Origin of the sequence: Micromonospora sp. WMMD967, assembly GCF_029626165.1 — a bacterium.
Classification (GTDB): domain Bacteria; phylum Actinomycetota; class Actinomycetes; order Mycobacteriales; family Micromonosporaceae; genus Micromonospora; species Micromonospora taraxaci.
The window spans coordinates 7,160,921-7,181,219 of the sequence record NZ_JARUBK010000001.1; the positions used below are offsets into that span (position 1 = coordinate 7,160,921).

15 protein-coding genes and 1 pseudogene are annotated in these 20,299 nt (G+C 71.4%); 6 read left to right on the plus strand and 10 right to left on the minus strand.

The features are described 5' to 3' along the window. Position 1: 1 nt before the first annotated feature. Positions 2-1,189, minus strand: coding sequence for a xylose isomerase (xylA, locus tag O7631_RS32345; protein WP_278147690.1), 1,188 nt, complete (start codon positions 1,187-1,189; stop codon positions 2-4). A gap of 78 nt (positions 1,190-1,267) precedes the next feature. Between xylA and O7631_RS32350 the strand changes: the two genes are divergently transcribed. Further along, entirely contained in the window at positions 1,268-2,500 is a 1,233-nt protein-coding gene (locus tag O7631_RS32350) for an ROK family transcriptional regulator (protein WP_278147691.1), read from the plus strand. Between the two features lie 355 nt (positions 2,501-2,855). Further along, positions 2,856-4,466: a PP2C family protein-serine/threonine phosphatase gene (locus O7631_RS32355; protein WP_278147692.1), complete on the plus strand. Its 1,611-nt coding sequence runs from the start codon at positions 2,856-2,858 to the stop codon at positions 4,464-4,466. A gap of 60 nt (positions 4,467-4,526) precedes the next feature. Here the strand turns inward: O7631_RS32355 and O7631_RS32360 are convergent, their stop codons facing one another. Then, positions 4,527-5,180 (minus strand): MarR family transcriptional regulator, encoded by a 654-nt coding sequence (locus O7631_RS32360; protein ID WP_278147693.1) that lies wholly within the window; start codon positions 5,178-5,180, stop codon positions 4,527-4,529. A gap of 57 nt (positions 5,181-5,237) precedes the next feature. Between O7631_RS32360 and O7631_RS32365 the strand changes: the two genes are divergently transcribed. Next, positions 5,238-6,368, plus strand: a complete 1,131-nt coding sequence (locus O7631_RS32365; protein WP_278147694.1) for a PP2C family protein-serine/threonine phosphatase — start codon at positions 5,238-5,240, stop codon at positions 6,366-6,368. Positions 6,369-6,377: 9 nt separating this feature from the next. On the opposite strand, the gene O7631_RS32370 is transcribed toward O7631_RS32365, so the two are convergent. The 8 genes from O7631_RS32370 to O7631_RS32405 form a co-directional block, all read right to left on the minus strand. Next, complete coding sequence (locus O7631_RS32370; RefSeq protein WP_278147695.1) at positions 6,378-7,859, minus strand: sugar transferase; 1,482 nt, start codon at positions 7,857-7,859, stop codon at positions 6,378-6,380. Positions 7,860-8,070: 211 nt separating this feature from the next. Further along, positions 8,071-9,828 (minus strand): substrate-binding domain-containing protein, encoded by a 1,758-nt coding sequence (locus O7631_RS32375; protein ID WP_278147696.1) that lies wholly within the window; start codon positions 9,826-9,828, stop codon positions 8,071-8,073. A 157-nt stretch (positions 9,829-9,985) separates the two neighbouring features. Next, positions 9,986-11,023, minus strand: a complete 1,038-nt coding sequence (locus O7631_RS32380; protein ID WP_278147697.1) for a lactonase family protein — start codon at positions 11,021-11,023, stop codon at positions 9,986-9,988. A 74-nt stretch (positions 11,024-11,097) separates the two neighbouring features. Then, entirely contained in the window at positions 11,098-11,700 is a 603-nt protein-coding gene (locus tag O7631_RS32385; protein WP_278147698.1) for an ATP/GTP-binding protein, read from the minus strand. Further along, positions 11,681-12,070 (minus strand): DUF742 domain-containing protein, encoded by a 390-nt coding sequence (locus tag O7631_RS32390; RefSeq protein ID WP_278147699.1) that lies wholly within the window; start codon positions 12,068-12,070, stop codon positions 11,681-11,683. The genes O7631_RS32385 and O7631_RS32390 overlap by 20 nt, the downstream gene beginning before the upstream one ends. After that, complete coding sequence (locus tag O7631_RS32395) at positions 12,060-12,482, minus strand: roadblock/LC7 domain-containing protein (RefSeq protein ID WP_278147700.1); 423 nt, start codon at positions 12,480-12,482, stop codon at positions 12,060-12,062. Before O7631_RS32395 ends, O7631_RS32390 begins: the two co-directional genes overlap by 11 nt. Beyond that, the gene (locus O7631_RS32400) at positions 12,482-15,004 is read right to left on the minus strand and encodes a nitrate- and nitrite sensing domain-containing protein (protein WP_278147701.1); all 2,523 of its coding nucleotides are present in this window, start codon (positions 15,002-15,004) and stop codon (positions 12,482-12,484) included. The genes O7631_RS32395 and O7631_RS32400 overlap by 1 nt, the downstream gene beginning before the upstream one ends. Before the next feature lie 241 nt (positions 15,005-15,245). Continuing rightward, entirely contained in the window at positions 15,246-16,733 is a 1,488-nt protein-coding gene (locus tag O7631_RS32405) for a catalase (RefSeq protein WP_278147702.1), read from the minus strand. A gap of 165 nt (positions 16,734-16,898) precedes the next feature. Here O7631_RS32405 and O7631_RS32410 point away from each other — a divergent pair, with 165 nt between their 5' ends. From O7631_RS32410 to O7631_RS32420, 3 genes and pseudogenes are all read left to right on the plus strand, one after another. Continuing rightward, positions 16,899-17,492 carry a hypothetical protein gene (locus O7631_RS32410; RefSeq protein ID WP_278147703.1) on the plus strand — a complete coding sequence of 198 codons (594 nt, stop codon included), beginning with the start codon at positions 16,899-16,901 and terminating at the stop codon, positions 17,490-17,492. Between the two features lie 323 nt (positions 17,493-17,815). After that, positions 17,816-18,007 (plus strand): annotated as a pseudogene (locus O7631_RS33310) (hypothetical protein); the annotation flags it as partial. Positions 18,008-18,631: 624 nt separating this feature from the next. Continuing rightward, on the plus strand, positions 18,632-20,290 hold the full coding sequence (locus O7631_RS32420) for a sodium:solute symporter family protein (RefSeq protein ID WP_278147705.1): 1,659 nt from the start codon (positions 18,632-18,634) through the stop codon (positions 20,288-20,290). Positions 20,291-20,299 lie beyond the last annotated feature (9 nt).

The window sequence follows — 20,299 nt, forward strand, 5'->3', positions numbered from 1 at the left end:
CTCAGCGGGCGCCGAGCAGGTGCTCGACGGCGAGCTGGTTGAGCCGGACGAAGGCGAAGCCTCGGGCGGCCACCGCGTCGACGTCGACGTCCTCGAACGCGGACCGGTCGGCCAGGAACTCCTCGTAACCCTCGCCGTCGTTGAGCGTCGGCGTGTTCAGGTCGCCGACCTTGCTGGCGGCGAGCGCCTCGACCACCTCGGGGTCGGCGCGGAACGCCGCGGCGCGCTCCTTGAGCAGCAGGTAGGTGCTCATGTTGGCCGCCGCGGAGGCCCAGACGCCGTCCATGTCCTCGGTGCGGGACGGCTTGTAGTCGAAGTGCCGGGGGCCGTCGTAGGCCGGTCCGCCGTTGGGGCCGCCGTTCTCCAGGAGGTCCACCAGGGCGAACGCGTTCATCAGGTCGCCGTGGCCGAAGACCAGGTCCTGGTCGTACTTGATGCCGCGCTGGCCGTTGAGGTCGAGGTGGAACAGCTTGCCCTGCCAGAGCGCCTGGGCGATGCCGTGCGCGTAGTTGAGCCCGGCCATCTGCTCGTGACCGACCTCCGGGTTGAGGCCGACCAGCTCGGGGTGCTCCAGCTGGGAGATGAAGCCGAGCGCGTGCCCGATGGTGGGCAGCAGGATGTCGCCGCGCGGCTCGTTGGGCTTGGGCTCCAGGGCGAACCGCAGGTTGTAGCCCTTGTCGATGGAGTACTGGGTGAGCAGGTTGACGGCCTCGCGGTAGCGGTCCAGGGCGGCGCGGACGTCCTTGGCGAGGTCGTACTCGGAGCCCTCGCGGCCACCCCACATGACGAAGGTGCTGGCGCCCAGCTCGGCGGCCAGGTCGACCTGCCGCAGCACCTTGCGCAGCGCGTAGCGGCGGACGTCGCGGTCGTTGCTGGTGAAGCCGCCGTCCTTGAAGATCGGGTGGGTGAACAGGTTGGTGGTCACCATCGGCACCACCAGGCCCGTCTCGTCGAGGGCCTTGCGGAACCGCGCGATGTGCTGGTCGCGGGTGCCGGCGTCGACGCCGAACGGGATCAGGTCGTCGTCGTGGAAGGTGATGCCGTACGCGCCCAGCTCGGCGAGCCGGTGCACTGCCTCGACCGCGTCGAGCTCGGGGCGCGTGGCGTCACCGAACGGGTCGCGGGCCTGCCAACCCACGGTCCAGAGCCCGAAGGAGAACTTGTCGGCGGGAGTGGGACGGGGTGCCATGAGCAACCTCCGGGGTGGTGTTGTCGGCTATTTGTTCAGCCATTGAATTATTTGCCCACCCTATGGCAGTGTCAAGGGGTGAGCCTCACCCACGCCCCGGCTGGCGCAGTCCGTCAGGGCAGTCTGCGCGAGCTCAACCTCGCCCTGGTGCTCGGCCGCATCGCCGCGGCCGAACGCCCCCCGTCCCGAGCCGACCTGGCGACCGCGACCGGCCTCACCAGAGCAACAGTGTCCGCGGTGGTCGAGGACCTGCTCGCCGGCCGTCTGGTCAGCGAGTCCGACCCGGCTCCCCGCTCCGGCGCCGGCCGTCCGGCGCGCGGGCTGGTCCTGGCCGATCAGGGGCCGGCCGGGCTCGGCCTGGAGGTCAACGTCGACTACCTGGCGGTCTGCGTGGTGGACCTCGCGGGTGAGGTCCGGCACCGCACCGTACACCGGGCCGACCTGCGTCCGGTGGCCCCCGCCGACGCGTTGGCACAGCTGGTCGAGATGGCCGGGGCCGCCCGTGACGACGCCGCCGACCAGGGCCTCACACTGGTCGGGGCCGCGCTCGCGGTGCCCGGCCTGGTGGACGACGCCGGTCTGGTCCGGCTCGCGCCGAACCTCGGCTGGCACGACGTGCCGGTGCCCGCCCTGCTCGCCGAGCACCCGCCGCTGGTCGAGCAGGTGCCCGGCGTGCCCGGCCTGGTGGTCGACAACGAGGCCAACCTCGCCGCGCTCGGCGAACTGCACTCCCGACCACCCGCCCCGTCCAGCTTCCTGCACATCTCCGGAGAGGTGGGCATCGGCGCGGGCATCGTGCTGGACGGCGCGCTGTTTCGCGGCGTCCGCGGTTGGAGCGGCGAGATCGGGCACCTCCCGGTGCACCCCGAGGGTCGTCCGTGCCGCTGCGGCGGGCAGGGCTGCCTGGAGCAGTACGCCGGCCAGGAGGCGATCGTGACCGCTGCCGGGCTGGCGCGGGCGGAGCTTCCGGCGGACACCGCGACGGCACGGCTCGCCGAGCTGGCCGAGGCCGGCGACGCCGACGCGCTGCGGGCGCTGCACGACGCCGGGACGGCGCTCGGCGTGGCGGTGGCCGGCGTCGTCAACCTGCTCGACCTGGACACCGTGGTGCTCGGCGGCGGTTACGCGGCCCTGGCGCCCTGGCTGTGCCCTCCGGTGCTCGCCGAGATCGCCGACCGGGTGCTGACCGCCGCCTGGTCACCGGTCACGGTTCGGCCGTCCACGCTCGGCGCGGAGGCCGCGGCGGTAGGGGCCGCCGGGTCGGTCGTCCGGCGCATCGTCGCCCAGCCCGCCGGTTGGCTGGCCCGCTAGGGCCTGTTTCATAAGGGCGGTCGAGCCGAGGCGGAGTCCGGGCGGCGATCCGGCAAGGCGCGGTTTCGTCCGGATACCGGTGTTGTATCCGGACGAAACCGCAACGCCGCCGGGCGTCGTCTGGGCCCGCCGCAGGCCGACCAGTTCTTATGAAACAGGCCCTAGGGCCTGTGTCACAGTCCGGGCCCGCCGCAGGCCGGCCAAGGGTTTTGACACAGGCCCTAGGGCTGACCGTCGCCACGCTGTGGGTGTCTGTCGGAGGGGGTCGCTATCCTTGCCCCACAGCAACGATGCCGGGTGAGGAGTCGAGAAGCAGCATGCGCAGGAGTCGCCAGTTGCGAGCCGGCGTCCGGCGGTGACCACGACCCGGCAACCCAGTGGCACCCCGCTGCCCGCCGACGCGCCGTTGGCTCGCGAGCTGCTCGACGGGCTCGCCGAAGCGGTCCTGACCACCGACGAGACCGGCCGGGTCACACTGCTCAACGCCATGGCGGCGCGACTGCTCCCGGAGATCACCGTCGGCACCGAGTTGTCCCGATGCCCGGTGGCGGCAGTGGCCGACGCGGTCACCACCGGCGCCGACCGCTTCGACGCCGACCATCACGGCCGACGGCTGCGCGGTGCCCGGCGGCAACTCGCCGGTCCCCGTTTCGCGTGGTACGTCCGTGACGTCACCGAGGAGCACGACCGCGCCGACGCGCTACGTGCCGAACGATCCCGCACCACCTTCCTCGCCGAGGCGGGCAACCAACTCGGGATGTCCCTGCACCGGCACCAGGTGCTGCGGTCCACCACCACCCTGGCCGTGCCGTACCTGGCCGATGCCGCCGTGGCGCTGCCCCGACCGGTCGCGCCGGCCGAGCCGCACGCCCGTTGGATCCGGTACGCCGACGGCGAGCCCGCCCCGACCGACGGGCTGGCCCCGCTGACGCTGACCAGCACCGTGCCCGTGCTGGCCGAGGCGCTGGCCGGCGACCTCGCCGACCCGGTCCCCTGCCGGGGCACCGAGTTCACCGACCTGGCCACCATGCTGCCGCCCGGGTTCGGCTCGCCGGGCACCGTGCTGGTCTGCCCGATGCCCGGCGCCGACGGCTCGGCCGGTGCTCTGCTGCTCGTCCGACGCACCGGGCGGCCCGGCTTCGACGAGCGCGAGATCGAGCTTGCCCGGGAGTTCGCCGCCCGGGCGGGCGCCGCGCTGGCCACCGCGGATCTCCACGACGAGCAGGCCCACCTGGCCCGGGTGCTCCAGGCCAGCCTGCTCCCGCCCGAGCTGCCCACGGTGCCCGGCGTGACAGTGGCCGGCGGTTACCGCGCCGCCGGGGACACCCTGCGCATCGGCGGCGACTTCTACGAGGTGTTCCCGCACCCACGCGGGGCCCTGTTCGCGCTCGGTGACGTGTGCGGCCGGGGCGTGAGCGCGGCGGTGCTGACCGGCCGGGTCCGCCAGTGCCTGCAGACGCTGCGGCTCGTCGAGCAACGCCCACTGGAGCTGATCCACCTGCTCAACCGGGCGTTGTTCGATGCCCCGGACGCGGCGCGGCGCAGCCAGTTCACCACGCTGCTGCTCGGCTCCCTGGACCACAGCCCCGCCGGGGTGGACGTCACGATCGCCGGTGGAGGTCACCCGTCGCCCCTGCTGGTCACCGCCGACGGCACGGTCACCCCAGTCCCGGTGGGCGGCACGGCGGTCGGGGCGCTGACCACCGCACGATTCGTCGAGACCCGGGTTCACCTCGACCCCGGCGACGTGCTGCTCGCGTACACCGACGGGGTCACCGAGGCGCGCGGGCCGCGCGACGCGGAGATATTCGGCGAGGCCCGACTGCACGCCGCGCTGGCGTCGGCGGCCGGGCAGCTGCCCGCGGCGCTGATCGACCGGGTGCTCCGGGCGGTCGACGACTGGCTGGACGGGCAGGCCCACGACGACATCGCGATGCTGGCCATCCGCGCGTCGGTGCCGACGTGAGCGGCGGCCCCGACGCAGCGGCGGCACCGCGGACGGTGACGACGAGCCGGCACCGCTCGATCAGGCGGTCCGCGCCACCGGCCCGCCGGTCGGCCACTCCCGGGTGGTGCCGACCGACCGCTCCGGGGCGCCCGACGAATCAGTCCACCGCGTGCGGGTCTGCCCGCTCCGGTCCGGCGGCCCGCCTGGCCCACCCGGCCCGTCCGGGTCGCCCGGCCAGTCCTTTTCCTCCACCGACTCGCCCGCCAGTGTGGTGTCCGTTTGCTGCCGGCGAGCGACCCCGTCGAACTCCCGCATTCCGCTCAGCAGCGCGTCGCGACCCTGCGGGGTCATCCCGGCAAGCACGGCGGCGAGCTGTGCCTGACGGTCGGCCCGCAGCTCGGCGAGGAGCCGACGGGCCTCCGGGGTGAGGTGCAGCGAAATCTCCCGCCGGTCGAAGCGGCCCGGCTCACGCTCCAGCATGCCGGCGGCGACCAGCCGGTCGCAGAGGCGGCTGGCGGAGCTGAGCAGCATGTCGAGCTGGGTGGCGAGCCGACGCAGGTTGATGCCGTCGGCCTGCTCCACCACCATCACCGCCCGTAGCTGCGCGCCGGAGACACGGTTGGAGGTCCCCTCCCGGGCGGATTCCCAGATGCCCAGCAGGGAAGCGGCCGCCGCATCCAGCGCGGCAGCCATACTCGTCTCGGGGTCCGTCGGACCGTTCAGTTCGGCCATGGTGGCCCGAGACTACTCCGAACCCACAGGTGGTCGAGCTTTAGCGAGGGAGCCAGCATGAGCGAACCGGTCAATCGGGCACGTCGCGCCCTGAACGAGACACCCGCTGACGGGCTCATTGGTGGAATCGGGGACGTGCTCGCCCAGTCGTACGGGATCACCGACGTCGAGCTCTACCAGGTCGACTACCGACTCGCGGAGCTACTGCCACTAACCGAGGGTGAGTCGATCACGAGCCCCGGGCATCCGGCCTGGCGCGCCTTCGACCACCAGTCGCCGATTGTCACCGACGGCACCGCCTGGTTCCCGGTCACGATGCGTGGCGAGCGTCGAGGGGTACTGCGCCTGTCGCCCGTTCCGGACGACCCGGAGTTCCTCGCCGACCTGACCGTCATCGCCACCGCGCTCGCCCACGAGGTGGCGGCGGTCTCCGCCGGCACCGACGTCTACCGGGCGGCCCGGCGCAGCCAGCGCCTCACCCTGGCCGCCGAGATGCAGTGGGACCTGCTCCCCGGGCGCAGCAGGGTCCGACCCTCGTTCAGCCTGGCCGGGCAGTTGGAACCGGCGTACGCGGTGCGCGGCGACAGCTTCGACTGGTCCGACGACGGGGAACGGCTCTGGTTGTCTACGATCAACGGCACCGGTGAGGGCGTGGCCGCCTCCCTGCTCACCTCGCTGGCCACCCACGCGCTGCGCAACGCGCGTCGGGCCGGGCTGAGCCTGGCCGACCAGGCCGCCCTCGCCGACCAGGCCGTCTACGACCTGTACCGGGGCGAGCAGCACATCTCCGCGTTGCTGATGGAGCTGGATCTGCGGTCCGGGATGATGACAGTGGTAGACGCCGGGTCGCCCCGACTGGTCCTGCTCCGCGACGGGAACGTCACCGAGCAGCCGCTGGAGGCGCAGTTCCCGCTGGGCATGTTCGAGGCGACCGACTACCACGAGCAGAAGTTCCCGCTGGAGCGCGGCGACCGGATCTTCGTGGTCAGCGACGGGGTGGTGGAGGCCACCGGTCAGCACATGCGCTACGGCGAGACGGCACTGGACCGGTTCCTGCGGCGGACCGGGCCGATGGCGCCCCTGGACGCCGTCCGGTCGCTGATCGGTGACCTGCGCGCGTTCGTGGCCGGTGACCTGGTCGACGACGCCGTGGTCGTCTGCCTGGACTGGACCGGCCCGCAACCGTGACCGGCGGGGTCAGTACGCGCCGCGGCCGTTCAGGACCGCGCCGACGGTCTTCCAGAGGATGGTGAGGTCGGCGGCGAGCGACCAGTTCTCCACGTAGTAGAGATCGAGTCGGATGCCGTCCTCCCAGCTCAGGTCGGAACGGCCACTGACCTGCCAGAGGCCGGTCATGCCGGGTTTGACCAACAGCCGCCGGGCCACGTCGCCGTCGTAGCGGGCCACCTCCGAGGGCAGCGGTGGGCGGGGCCCGACCAGGCTCATCTGACCCAGCAGGACGTTGACCAGTTGCGGCAGCTCGTCCAGCGACCACTTGCGCAGCAACCGACCGACGCGGGTGACCCGGGGGTCCCGGCGCATCTTGAACATCAGACCGTCGGTCTCGTTGCTGGCGGTCAACTCGGCGAGCATGGCGTCGGCGTTCACCACCATGGTGCGGAACTTGAACACGTCGAACTCCTGCCCGCCCCGACCGACGCGGACCTGTCGGAACAGCACCGGCCCCCGACTGTCCAGTTTGATGGCCAGGGCGACGAACGCGATCAGCGGCAGCAGCAGCGCCAACGCCAACGACGAGGCGGACCGGTCGACGAGACCCTTCACCAGCTTTCGGGCGCCCCGGAACTCGGGAGCCTCGACGTGGATCAGCGGCAGCCCGGCAACCGGGCGGGTGTGGATCCGCGGGCCGGCGACGTCGGTCAGGGCGGGCGCCACGACCAGGTCGACACCGGTGCCCTCCAGTTGCCAGCCGAGGCGACGCAGCCGGGTGGCGGTCAGCTCACCGGAGGCGGTCACCGCGACGGTGTCCGCGCCGATCGCGGTGGCGGCCTCCGGGATGCCCCGGAAGGACCCCACCACCGGCACGTCACCCAGCCGCTGCGCCACCGGCGCGAGCAGGGCGTCCGGAATGCACGCGCCCACCACCTGGTACCCGGCGTACGGCTCGCGGCGCAGCGTGTGCACCAACTCCAGCACGTGCGCGGTGTCGCCGACCACCAGTACCTTCCGCGACCAGCCGGCGCCCTGCGAACGAGCCCGGTGCAGGCGCTTACGGGCGGCGAACCGCGCCACCTCCAACCCGACGGTGCCCACCGCGAAGGTGATGCCGAGGAAGCCCCGGGAGACGCCGACGTCGGCGATGTAGCCGACGATCGCGATCGCACCAGCCAGCCGCAGACTGGCGGAGCTGACCCGCCGGTACTCGTCCGCCCCATAGCCGATCACCCGGTCGTCGTAGCAGCCGAGTGCCTTGAGGGAGATCAGCCAGGCCAGCACCAACCCGGGGGCGACCAACACGTACGGGACCTCCGAGCCGGTCGGCTCGTCGTCACCGAAGCGGGTGACGTACCCGATGAGCAGCGCGATGATGATGATGGTGGTGTCCAGGACAACCAGAACCCGGACGTAGGACCGTTCGTCGGCCCGGGCCACCAGCCCGGCAGGACGGCCGTCCGACTCCGCCGACGTGGCGGGGGTCAACAGTGTCGCCGCGCTCACCGGCCCTCCCACTCTGTTCAGGATGGCCCCGGCTGACGGGTCGGACCGGAGGCGGACCGACCATGCCGGAACAGTCGACATCCTGCCTTGACAACTATGACTGCCGATTGCTTCCGACGTATTGCCGTCACTTTTCTTCAACCCGGCGGCCAAAAAGGGCCTGCCACACCGATTGCCGGTACGGCAGGCCCTTTGGCGTCTGAGCGTCGGATCAGCGCGGCGCCGGTGGACGCCGTGCGATGGCGCTGAGGAAGATGCTGCCGATCTCGCTCGGGTCCTTGGTGACGAAGACGTCGCCGCCGGTCACCTTCGTGATCGACTCCAGCTCGGCCTTGCTGACGCCCTCACCGATACCGATCATGATGACCTGGACCGGCCGCTCCGGGTCGGCGATCTGCTTGAGCTTGGCGAGCAACTGCTGCTGGTTGACGCCCTCGTCGTCCTCGTTCTTGCCGTCGGTGAACAGCACGATCGAGTTGACCCGGCCGGGCTGCCAGTCCTCCTGCACGGCCTGGTACGCGGCGAGCATCGTGTCGTAGAGGCCGGTGTCACCACTGGACGGCTTGACGGTGGCGAGCGCGCCCTCCAACTGGGCCCGTTGGGCGGAGAGCGGCCCGATGGGCACCAGCTGCCGGTAGTCCCGGCTGCCGACCAGCTTCGTGGAGAAGGTCCACAGGCCGATCGACCAGGAGTCGTCGAAGAGGCCGAGGCCACGGCGTGCCGCGTCCACGGTGACCTCCTCCCGGCTCCGGTTGTTGGCGCTGGGCACCGGTTCCTTCATCGAGCCGGACACGTCGATGACGGCCAGCATCCGACCGGACTGGGTGGCGATCGACCAGCTGGAGACGACCCGCTGGATGGCTGCCGGGTCCAGGCCGCCGGCCGCGCTACCGCCGTTCGCCGGTGCGGTGGGCGCACCGCCGGACGGGCTGGGGGCACCCTGCGGCGCCTTGAAGCCGTCGCCCCAGTTGCCGTCCGGCCCGCGCAGCGACTGCGCCGCGAGGCGGTCGCGGAACGAGGGGCTGGTGAGCAGCTCGAACAGCACCCGGGCGGCCGACGCCTTGCTCGGCTCGATGCCGGGCAGCACCGCGTACGGGTAGTCGAGCGGCATCGGCGCCGGCTCCATGTAGAGCGCGGCGAGCGACACCGGCGGCTTCTTGCTGTTGTACGCGATCACGTCTTCTTCGGACAGGGCCGCCGCGCCGAGACCGCTGGCGATGGACGTCGCGTCGTTGGCGGTCGGGAACCGGGCCAGCAGGTCGTTACGCAGCGACGAGCGGCCGGTGGCCAGCGCCCGAAGCGCGCCGACGGTGTTGCGCTGGGCATCCCCGCCGGCGCCGTTGGCCGCCGCGGTCAGCGAGAGCAGCCCGGACAGCCCCGCCGCGTCGCGGGTCGGCTCGACGATCCCGGTCCGCAGGGGCGCGCTGGAGTTGTTGACCTGCTTGAGCAGGTCGGTCCAGTTGAACTTCTTGTCCGGCCAGCCCAGGCGCATGGCGATCGGCTCGGGCATCGCGACGACGATGGGGCTGCGCGCGATGGACGCGCCGTTGGTCGGGGCGAACGCCGTGGCGTCCTTCTTCAACCGCAGCAACCAGGTCGAGGAGTCGGGGACCCACACGTCGGGGCTGACGGCGGTGCCGCTGGCCTGCCCCACGCCGGCCAGGACCGCTCCGTGCTTCGCCGCCACCACGGCGGCCACGTCGACCGGGTCGGACGCCGAGACGTCGACCCGAATGCAGGTCGGGCCCACCGCCGCGCCGTCCTTGACCCACTGGGAGGCGGCGGCGTCCACCGCTGGCGCGAGCTCGGAGGCGACCGCCACAGCGAGGCGGATCTCCCCTGAGCAGCTCGGTTTGATCAACTCCTGGTAGCCGAACCACGCGCCCGTCGTTACGACGAGCACACCCGCCGTCGCGGCGGCGGCTGCTAGGTGGAGTTTCGAACGCATGCGATGGCGGCCTGCTGACACGGTGACCATCTTGCGTACAAGGTGCCGTCTCTGCCACATCCGTTCGGACTAAAGTTACGCAGGAGAAACAGTTGCCCACTTTTTAGCAACACAGCGTGACGAAGCAGCCCCGTGGCGTTGCCTAAGTTGTGCCGTCCTCACATCTCGGCTTTGTCGCTCACGGCAGCACACAGGTCGGGCTCGGCACCGGCACCGGCTCACCGACCGCCTCGGGAACACCGGTGTCGGCGTCGCGCCGGAAGACCCGCACCATGTCCGCCCGCTCGTCGGCGACGTAGAGGTGCGCCCCGATCAGCGCGAAGTGCCGGGGCCACTCACCACCGGTGTCCACCTCGGCCACCAACTCGGGCAGGGCCCCGGCCAGGGCGAAGACCGCAACAGTCCCCACCCCGCGATTGCCGACATAGAGGAAGCGCCCGTCCGGGGAGACCGCTACCTCCGACGGCTGGACATGACCGGACCGCCCGCTCGCCTCGACCCGACCGTGCTGGTGCAACGCACCGTCGTCGGTGAGCTCGTAGGCGGTGACCGAGGCGTCCAGCTCACCGACGAGGAAGCAACGCCGTCCGTCCGGGTGGCGGGCGAGGTGCCGCGGCCCGGTGCCAGCCGTCGTGCGGATCCTCGGCGCGCGGGGCACCAGCCGTCCGGTCGCGTCGTCCAGGTCGTAGCGGTAGACCGAGTCGGTGCCGAGGTCGACCGCGAAGATCGGCCCACGGCCGGAACCCGGGGAGACCATGTGGGCGTGGGCGTGGTCCTGACGATCCGGGTCGGGGCCGTGCCCCTCGTGCACCACCAGGTCGGTGCGTTCGCCGGGCACGCCCTGCGCGTCCAGCGGGAAGACCGCGACGCTGCCGCTGCCGTAGTTGGCCGCCAGCAGGTGGCCGCCGTCGGGCAGCACCGCCAGGTGGCACGGCTCGGCGCCACCGGTGGACTGGCTGCCGAGCGGAGCCAGTGCGCCCTCCGACCCGACCCGCCAGGCGCTGACCTCGCCGTCCGTCAACTCGTTCACCGCGTAGAGCACCGGTCGGGAGGGGTGCCGCGCCAGGAAGGAGGGCGACGCGGTGACCGCCACCGTGCCGAGCGGGGTCAGCGCCCCGGTCGTCGGGTCACGGTGCGCCGCGACGATGCCGCTGCCCCGACCACCGCTCTGGGCGGTGTATCCACCGATGTGGACAACCTCATCCTGACCACTCACGTCCGACTCCTCCGCTGGCGTCCTCCGCTGATCCAACCAGAGGCTGCCCACGAAGCCCTGCCGTTAACCGGATCTCACGCCGTCGGCACCGGCTCACCGCGTTGCCGGGCCACATGCTCCACCAGCGAGATCAACACCATCTTCCCGGACTGCCGGTCCCGAGCGTCGCAGAGCACCATCGGCACGTCCGGGTCCAGGTCGAGGGCTCGGCGTACGGTCTCCAGGTTGAAGCGGCGGGAGTCGTCGAAGCAGTTGACGCCCACGACGAACGGGATGCCCCGCTGCTCGAAGTAGTCGATGGAGGGGAAGCAGTCGGCCAGCCGACGGGTGTCGGCGAGCACCACAGCGCCGAGGTCCCCGAAGGCCAACTCGTCCCAGAGGAACCAGAACCGGTCCTGACCCGGGGTACCGAACAGGTAGACCTGAAGGTCGTCGTTGATGGTGATCCGGCCGAAGTCCATCGCCACGGTGGTGGTCGACTTGCCCTCCACTCCGGAGATGTCGTCGGTGCCGATCCCGGCACCGGTCAACACCTCCTCGGTCTGCAACGGACGGACCTCGCTCAGGGCGCTCACCAACGTCGTCTTGCCAGCCCCGAAGCCCCCCGCGATGAGGATCTTCAGGGCCAGCGGGATGGTGGTGCTGGTGCCCACATGGTCATAGCGCACGGAGTCCACTGACCACCGCCTTGAGAATGTCGTCGTTGGGAAGGATGCCGGCGGCCGGCGGCTCGTGCACCGCTACCAGGCCCTCGGCCAGGAGATCACCGAGCAGGACCCGGACCACACCGACAGCGAGGTCCAGCTCGGCTGCCAACTCGGCCACCGACACCGGCCGGCGGGACAACGCGACCAGCCGTCGATGCTCCGGAAGCAGGTGCGGGTGACTCGCCGCGTCGACGTCCGATCCGGCCAGCACGAACGCGACCAGGTTGAAACCGTCGACGGCGGAGCGTACCCGTCCCCCGGTGAGGGTGTACGGGCGCACTACCGGCCCGGCGTCGCCGTCCAGCCACTCGTGCTGCGGCCCGGGCGGCTCAGTCCGCATCACCGGCTCCGGCCGACGTTCGGGCCGGCGCGGAGAGGCTCTCCCCCACCCTGATGACAAGCATCGCCATCTCGTACGCAACCAGCCCGATGTCCGCGTCGGCGTCGCTGACCACCGCCAGGCAGGCGCCCTGACCGGCAGCGGTCACGAAGAGGTACGCGGACTCCATCTCCACCACGGTCTGTCGGACCGGACCGCCGTCCACGTGCCGGCTGGCGCCCCGGGCCAGGCTGGAGAAACCAGCGGCGAGTGCACACAGGTGCTCGGCGTCGGAACGCTCCAACTCGGCCGAACAGCCGAGGAGCAGGCCGTCGGCGGAGAGCACCACCGCCTCCCGGGCGGCCGGAACCCGCTGCACCAGCTCGTCGAGCAGCCAATCGAGGCCTGCGCTCTGCTTCGTCGAATGCTGCACTAGGCGTCCCTCTCAGTCGCGGTCGGGTGTTCGGAGGTGGGCTGGGGATCAGCGGGCGCAGCCGGGCTCGCGGGACCTGTCGGCACCGCCGGTGCCTTCGTGACCGGCGCCGTCGGAGTGACCGCCGCCGTCGGGGTGACCGCCGCCGTCGGCGCGACCGGCGCCGTCGGGGTGATGACGGTGGCGCGGCCGCGCGCGGTGCCGGCCTGGAGGGCGGCCATCACCCGGCGGACCTCCTCGGGCGACCGGGGTGACGGCGTGTCCGTGACGGTCGACCGGGGTTGCGCGGTGGGAGTGCGGCGTCGCACCCGGCGCGGGAGGCCGTCCAGCTCGTCGTCGACCGTCTCGCCGGGCGTCGTCGACCCGGCTTCACCGCGCCCGTTCGCGGGCGACGTGTCCGAGGTCGACACTCCGGCCCCGGACGCGGGCCGCGCGGCGACAGCGGCCGAAGCCGACGCAGCCGCGACAGCGGCCGAAGCCGACTGGGCCGCGACAGGAGACGGAGCCGCGACGGCGGACAGGGCCGCTGTCGGGCGGGTGCGGGCGCGGGGCACGGTGTCCCGGCGTGCCGGGCGGGTCAGCCGTCGGCCGGCGTCGGCCGAGGCGGCATCCAGCGTGGCACGGTCGGGGCCGGCGGGGGGTTCGGTGGTGACGAGGTCGCTGGGGATCAGCACCACGGCGGTCACCCCGCCGTCGCCGGAGGGGCGCAACCGCACCCGTACGTTGTGCCGGGCCGCGAGCCGGGCCACCACGAACAGGCCGAGGCGGGCGCTCTGCGCCGGGTCGAACTCCGGTGAGCTGGCCAGCCGGGTGTTGGCGGTCTCCAGCGCAGCGGCGGACATCCCCAGCCCCTGATCGGTGATCTCCAGGGCGTACCCGTTGGCCACCTGTTCCCCGACGACGGTGACGCGGGTGTCCGGCGGGGAGAAGGCGGTGGCGTTCTCGACCACCTCGGCGAGCAGGTGGATGATGTCGCCGACCGCTCGGCCCAGCACTCCGGCCGGCTGCACGGCGGCGATGTCCACCCGGTCGTACGCCTCGACCTCGGAGATCGCGCCGCGGATCAGGTCGACCATCGCGACGGGGTTCCGCCAACCGCGGCCGGGCGCGGAGCCGGCGAGGATGACCAGGTCCTCGGCGTGCCGACGGAGTCGGGTCGCCAGGTGGTCGACCTGGAACAGCTGGGCCAACTCGTCCGGATCCTCCGCGCGGCGCTCCATCCGGTCCAGCAGGTGCAGCTGGCGATGGACCAGGCTCTGGCTGCGTCGGGCGATGTTGAGGAAGACCTCGTTGAGCCCGCGACGCAGGGTGACCTCGTCCACCGCGGCCTGGACGGCGGTGCGCTGCACCTCGGTGAAGGCGCGCCCGACCTCGCCGATCTCGTCGTGGCCGTACTCCAGGGGCGGCGCCTCCCGGGCGACGTCCACCTGCTCACCCCGGCGCAGCCGGGTCACCACGTCCGGCAGACGGTGCTCGGCCAGGTCGAGCGCGGCGGTGCGGACGCTGCTGAGCCGCCGGACCAGGGTGCGACCGACCCGCAACGCCACCAGCACCGAGACCACCACGGCGACGAGCCCGAGCACCCCGGCTGCGGCCAGCCGGGCCAGGATCCCGACCGCCATCGGCACCGAGCGGTCGGCGAGGTTGTCGGCCTCGTCCAGCTCGAAGTCGCGCAACTGCTGTTGGACGGCGTCGTGGCCGGCCTGCCAGCTCGCCGCGTCCACCGGCGGCCGGCCTGACCTGTTGGCCCCGATCAACGCGTCCTGCATGGCGCGCACGCTGGTGAAGTCCGGGCTTTCGCTCAGCCGCTGGTACGCCGCGCGCCCCGCCTCGGGCAGGTCGGCCACCGCGCTGTCGGTGAGCCACCGCTGGTTGCCGATCATCTGTACGAGCTGGGCGTGCTCACCCGCGGCGAACCGGCCGGTGGTCAGCACCCCGGCCAGCATGGCGTCGGTCTGGCCGAGCAGCTCTCGGGATCGGCCCAGCGCGGTGAGCGCCAGAGCCTGCCTGTTGATGGCGGGATCGGTCAGGTTCGCCATCGCGGAGAACGCCTGGAAGGCCGCGGAGACCATCCCGCTGTAGAGGCCGACCACGCCGGTGCGGTCCATCAGGCGGCCGTCGATGAAGCCGCGACCGCTCGGCAGCGCCGACAGGGCGGTGACCAGCCGGTCGACCCGGTCCTCCAACAGGTCGTCGGCGGCGTCGCGCAACGCCTCCCCGTCGACCCGGCGGCGCAGCTCGGCGATCGCCCGATCGGTGCGCTGACGCTGCTCGGTCAGCGCCGGCAGTTCGGTGGTACCGGCGAGCTGCACCACCGACAGCCGGCGTTCGCGTTGCAGTTCGGTGACCACCGCCTCGCCGGGACGACCCAGGTCGTACAGCAGCGTGCGCGCGGAGAGCAGGTTCAGCGCGGGACCGAAGGTCAGCGTCGTAGCGAAGATCCACAGGGCCAGCAGCGCGGTCACCGGCGCGACGACCAGTGCGGTCAGCTTGGAGCGGATCGGCCAGTCGCGGGTTCTCATCAGACCTCGCCCGTGCAGGGGTGGCAGGAGGGGCGCCGGCACCGCCGGGCAACGCGCCGGCCGGGTGCGTTGCCCGGCGTCGAAGCCGGGCACCGGCGCGGGCGCCTTGGGCAGGATACGTAATCGAGGGCCTTTGCACTACCGCCCGTCGTGCCGACATCGACGCTCCGACATGCGGCCGACCGGGTAACGGCGAACGCCCCGCCGCGGGCGGCGGGGCGTCGTCGTGCGGCGGATCGGATCAGGCGTCGTCGGCGATGCCGAGCCCTTCGGCGACCCGCCGACCGTAGGCGTCGTCGCACTGGCTGAGGTGCCAGACCATCTTCTCCTGGACCTGTTTGTCGCACTGGGCCAACAGGTTGGTCAGGTTCTTCACCAGGTCGTCGCGTTCCCACTGCGGCATGGTCCGGAAGCGCTCACCGGCCTGGCCGTAGTTGTTCTGCCGCTCGATCGGCGCCCGCATGACCCGGCCCGAGACGAACGGTCGGTACTCCCGGTACGACTCGTCGGCCTGTTGGAGACCGGCCACCGAGGACGGCTCGAAGTTGATGTGCGGGTTGCCGCCCCGACCGTCCACCGCGTACGCCATCGGGCCACCGTCCTGGTTGGTGTTGACCTGGACGTCCTGGCGGGGTGCGTTGATCGGCAACTGGAGGTAGTTCGGGCCGACCCGGTAGCGCTGCGTGTCCGAGTAGGAGAACGTACGCCCCACCAGCATCTTGTCGTCGGAGAAGTCCAGTCCGTCGACCAGAACACCGGTGCCGAACGCGATCTGCTCGTTCTCGTTGTGGAAGTTGCTGACGTTGCGGTGCAGCGTCATCATGCCGACCGGGCGCAGGGGAAAGGCGTCCTCCGGCCAGGTCTTGGTGTCGTCCAGGGGGTCGAAGTCCAGCTCCGGGTGCTCCTCGTCGCTCATGATCTGGACGTTCAGCTCCCACTGCGGGTGGTCGCCGCGCTCGATCGCCTCGTAGAGGTCCCTGGAGGCGTGCCCCAGCTCGTACGCCTGGATGGCGGCGGCCTGCTCCTCGGTCAGCGACTCGATGCCCTGCTGCGACTTCCAGTGGTACTTGACCAGCACACCCTCGCCCGCGGCGTTGACCATGCGGTACGTGTTGACGCCGAAGCCGTCCTGGGTCCGGTAGTTGGCGGGGATGCCACGCGGGCTGAACAGCCAGGTCAGCATGTGCATCGACTCTGGGGTGTTGGACATGAAGTCGAAGATGCGGTTCGGTTCCTGGCGGAAGGTCACCGGGTCCGGCTTCAGCGCGTGGATGACGTCGGGAAACTTGACCGCGTCCCGGATGAAGAAGACCGGCAGGTTGTTGCCGACCAGGTCCCAGTTGCCGTCGTCGGTGCGGAACTTGACGGCGAAACCGCGCGGGTCGCGGGTGGCCTCGGAGGAGTCCCGGCCGCCGATGACAGTGGAGAAGCGCAGGGTCACCGGGGTCTTCTTGCCCCTGGCCTGGAACAGCTTGGCCCGGGTGTAGGTCGCTGCCGGCTCGTCGCCGATGGTCCCGTACGCCTCGAACTCACCGTGCGCGACGAAACCACGCGCGTGCACGACCCGCTCGGGGATCCGCTCCCGGTCGAAGTGGCTGATCTTCTCCAGGAAGTGGTAGTTCTCCAGCGTCGCGGGCCCTCGCGAGCCGACCGTCCGCTGCTGCTGGTTGTTGTGCACTGGGTGGCCCTGCCGGGTGGTCAGGGTCGGCTTGCTGGCCGGTGGGTGCATCACCCCACCAAAGCGCCTTTTCTGGAACCAGTCAAGTTTCAGCGGCGCGGCGGTGCTGCGTCCCTCCTCGGCAGGGGCGAGCTGCGTCCCTCGTCAGGAAAGTGTCCCGGATCGGGATTGGCGATCAGTGTGTGGAGGGAATACCAGATGACGAAGGAGGAGCCCATGTCGCCCACTCAGGTAATCGTCATCGTGCTCGTCGTGCTGGTGGTCGTCGCGGCGCTGGCCGTGGCCGTCCGGTCGCTGGGCCGCCGCCGCGCGTTGCGCGACCGTTTCGGGCCGGAGTACGACCGGGTGGTGGCCGAGCAGGACAGCCGGTCCGCCGCGGAGCGCGAACTGCGTGATCGGGAACGCCGGCACGCCGAACTCTCGCTCACCCCGCTCAGCCCGGAGTCCCGGGCCCGCTACAGCGCCGCCTGGGAGGAGCTCCAGGTCCGCTTCATCGACTCGCCCGGCGAGACGGTGGGCGACGCCGACGAACTGGTCACCCGGCTCGTCGAGGAGCGGGGCTACCCGACCGGGGACTTCTCCGACCAGATCGCGCACCTCTCCGTCGAGCACGCGCGCACGCTGACCAACTACCGGGACGCGCACGACATCCACCTGCGCAACACCCGGGGCGAGGCGAGCACCGAGGAGCTTCGGCAGGCGGTCGTGCACTACCGGGCGCTCTTCGCCGACCTGCTCGGCGAGGAACCGCTCGGCCACCGTACGCCCGAACAGCGCCACCACCCGGACCACGACTCCACGAGCCGCTGAGGAGGCCACCGATGCGCCAGGAAGAGCAGCAGGTGAGCAACGACCACCCGGAGGCGGTTCGCTCCGCGCCCGTGCCGGTACCCCCGGCCGGCGATCGGGTCGGCCGCTCCGACGTCCCGGAGGACGCCCTCGACGAGCGGGGCACCTTCGACGACCAGGGCACCGACCACGATCGGACCACCGACCGCGACCGGATGACCGACCACGACGGGACCACCGACGCGGAGCGGGCGAACGGCGCCGAACGGGACGCCGCCGACGATCTGGCCGGCGACGAGCGGGACTCGCGCCACCGGCGCGACGACCGGTCCACCGACGCGGAAGAGTTCCACGAGCCGGGGCCGCTGCCGACGACGTTCGGCGCGACCACGGTGGCCGACGCGGTGGCCGCGTCCGCGCTGGCCAGCCCGCGCCCCCAGGACCAGCCGGATCCCCGCGCGGAGCGGACGGCCCAGCCCGGCGACGGCGCCGAGGACGGCGAGCGGGAGGGTCTGCGCGCCGACCCGACCGCCGAGTTGCACCGCCGCGACACCGGCGTCGACGCGCGGCCCGACGCGGACGCGGCCGGCTACGGCAGTGCGACACCGGAGATGGTCGACCCCGACGCGGACGGCGAAACGGTCCACACCGAGGACACCGGCACCTCGCTGGAATCCGCCGGGACGTCGCGCCCCGCCGGGTCGACAGTCGCGTCCGCGGCGGCCACGCTGTTGGACACGGACACTGCCCAGGGCTTCCGGGACCGCTGGCGCGACGTGCAGTTGCGTTTCGTCGACGATCCGCACGCGGCGGCCGGCGAGGCGCAGTCGCTGGTGGAGGAGGCCATCCAGGCTCTCTCCTCGGCGCTGGCCGCGCAGAAGACCACGCTGGGCGGGTGGCAGGACGCCGGCTCGGCCGACACCGAACAACTGCGGGTGGCGGTGCGCAACTACCGGGACTTCCTGGACCGCGTACTGGGCCGTTGATCCACACGACCAACGGGGGCGCCTCGGCCGAATTCAGCCGAGGCGCCCCCGTTGTGGCAGAGAGCCCGATCGGCCCGTAACTCACCGGATTCGTCCACCGGGTGTGAAACCGCGCGGCCGGGGTAATAGGCCGCGCGGTACATCGGCGTGGAGGTCCGGACGAGGAGTGACGGCATGGACGGCGACGGTCTTCGGCTGAACATGAACGGGCTGGACTACCTGATCCTCGCCCTGTACTTCGTGACCGTCCTCGGCGTCGGCTTCGCCGCCCGCCGGGCGATCCGGACCAGCGTCGACTTCTTCCTCTCCGGTCGGTCCCTGCCGGCCTGGGTGACCGGTCTCGCCTTCGTCTCGGCGAACCTGGGCGCGCTGGAGATCATCGGTATGGCGGCCAACGGCGCCCAGTACGGCGTGATGACCGTCCACTACTACTGGATCGGTGCGGTGCCGGCGATGGTCTTCCTGGGCATCGTGATGATGCCCTTCTACTACGGCTCGAAGGTGCGCAGCGTCCCGGAGTACCTGCGGTTGCGGTTCAACCGCCCCACCCACCTGCTGAACGCGCTCAGCTTCGCCGTCGCCCAGGTGTTGATCGCCGGGGTGAACCTCTACGCGCTGGCCCTGGTCATGCAGGCGCTGCTCGGCTGGCCGCTCTGGACGGCGATCGTGGTCGGCGCGGCGATCGTGCTGGCGTACATCACCATCGGCGGTCTCTCCGGGGCGATCTACAACGAGGTGCTCCAGTTCTTCGTCATCCTCGCCGGCCTCATCCCGGTCACCGTGATCGGCCTGGTCAAGGTGGGCGGCTGGAACGGCCTGATGGACGCGGTCGCCGACTCCAAGCTCGGCGAGGCGGGCCTGCACGCGTGGCAGGACACCGGCAGCACGGCCAACCCCCTGGGCGCACACTGGATCGGCATCGTCTTCGGCCTCGGCTTCGTGCTGTCGTTCGGCTACTGGACGACGAACTTCGCCGAGGTGCAACGGGCCCTCTCGGCGAAGAACATGAGCGCCGCCCGGCGTACGCCGATCATCGCCGCGTACCCGAAGCTGTTCATTCCCCTGGTCACGGTGATCCCCGGCCTGGTGGCCCTGGTCACGGTGAAAGGGCTCGGCGCGGAGAGCGGCGACCTGCAGTACAACAACGCCATCCCGCTGCTGATGCGCGACCTGCTCCCCAACGGCGTGCTCGGGGTCGCGGTCACCGGCCTGCTCGCCTCGTTCATGGCCGGCATGGCGGCCAACGTGAGCGGCTTCAACACCGTCTTCACCTACGACATCTGGCAGGCGTACCTACGTCCCGGCCGCTCGGACGACTACTACCTGCGCATCGGCCGGTGGGCGACGGTGGCCGCCGTGGTCATCGGCATCGGCACCGCGTTCATCGCGGCCGGATTCAGCAACATCATGAACTACATCCAGGCGCTCTTCTCGCTGTTCAACGCGCCGCTGTTCGCCACCTTCATCATCGGCATGTTCTGGAAGCGGATGAGCGCACTGGCCGGCTTCTGGTCGCTGCTGCTGGGCACCCTGGCGTCGCTGGCGACCTACCTGCTCTACAAGGGCGGCGTGATCGACTTCAACTCGGACCTGGAAGAGAGCTTCTGGGGCGCGGGAATCGCGTTCGTCACGGTGGCGATCGTCGCGGTGGTCCTCACCCCGCTCACCGCCCCGAAGCGCGACGAGGAACTGCGCGGGCTGGTGTACGGCATGGGGGGCGTCGACCTCAAGGGTGACGTGCTCGCCGGAGACGCTGTCTGGTACCGCTCCCCGGTGCTGCTCGGCGTGATCGCGGTCGCGCTGGCCGCCCTCTTCTACATCCCGGTCTTCTAGGAAAAGGGG

Coding starts and splice junctions, on each gene's coding strand:
- O7631_RS32400 (WP_278147701.1), bottom strand. CDS start 15,004: ATGAGAACCCGCGACTGGCCGATCCGCTCCAAGCTGACCGCACTGGTC.
- O7631_RS32420 (WP_278147705.1), top strand. CDS start 18,632: ATGGACGGCGACGGTCTTCGGCTGAACATGAACGGGCTGGACTACCTG.
- O7631_RS32360 (WP_278147693.1), bottom strand. CDS start 5,180: ATGGCCGAACTGAACGGTCCGACGGACCCCGAGACGAGTATGGCTGCC.
- O7631_RS32405 (WP_278147702.1), bottom strand. CDS start 16,733: ATGCACCCACCGGCCAGCAAGCCGACCCTGACCACCCGGCAGGGCCAC.
- O7631_RS32390 (WP_278147699.1), bottom strand. CDS start 12,070: ATGCGGACTGAGCCGCCCGGGCCGCAGCACGAGTGGCTGGACGGCGAC.
- O7631_RS32365 (WP_278147694.1), top strand. CDS start 5,238: ATGAGCGAACCGGTCAATCGGGCACGTCGCGCCCTGAACGAGACACCC.
- xylA (WP_278147690.1), bottom strand. CDS start 1,189: ATGGCACCCCGTCCCACTCCCGCCGACAAGTTCTCCTTCGGGCTCTGG.
- O7631_RS32410 (WP_278147703.1), top strand. CDS start 16,899: ATGTCGCCCACTCAGGTAATCGTCATCGTGCTCGTCGTGCTGGTGGTC.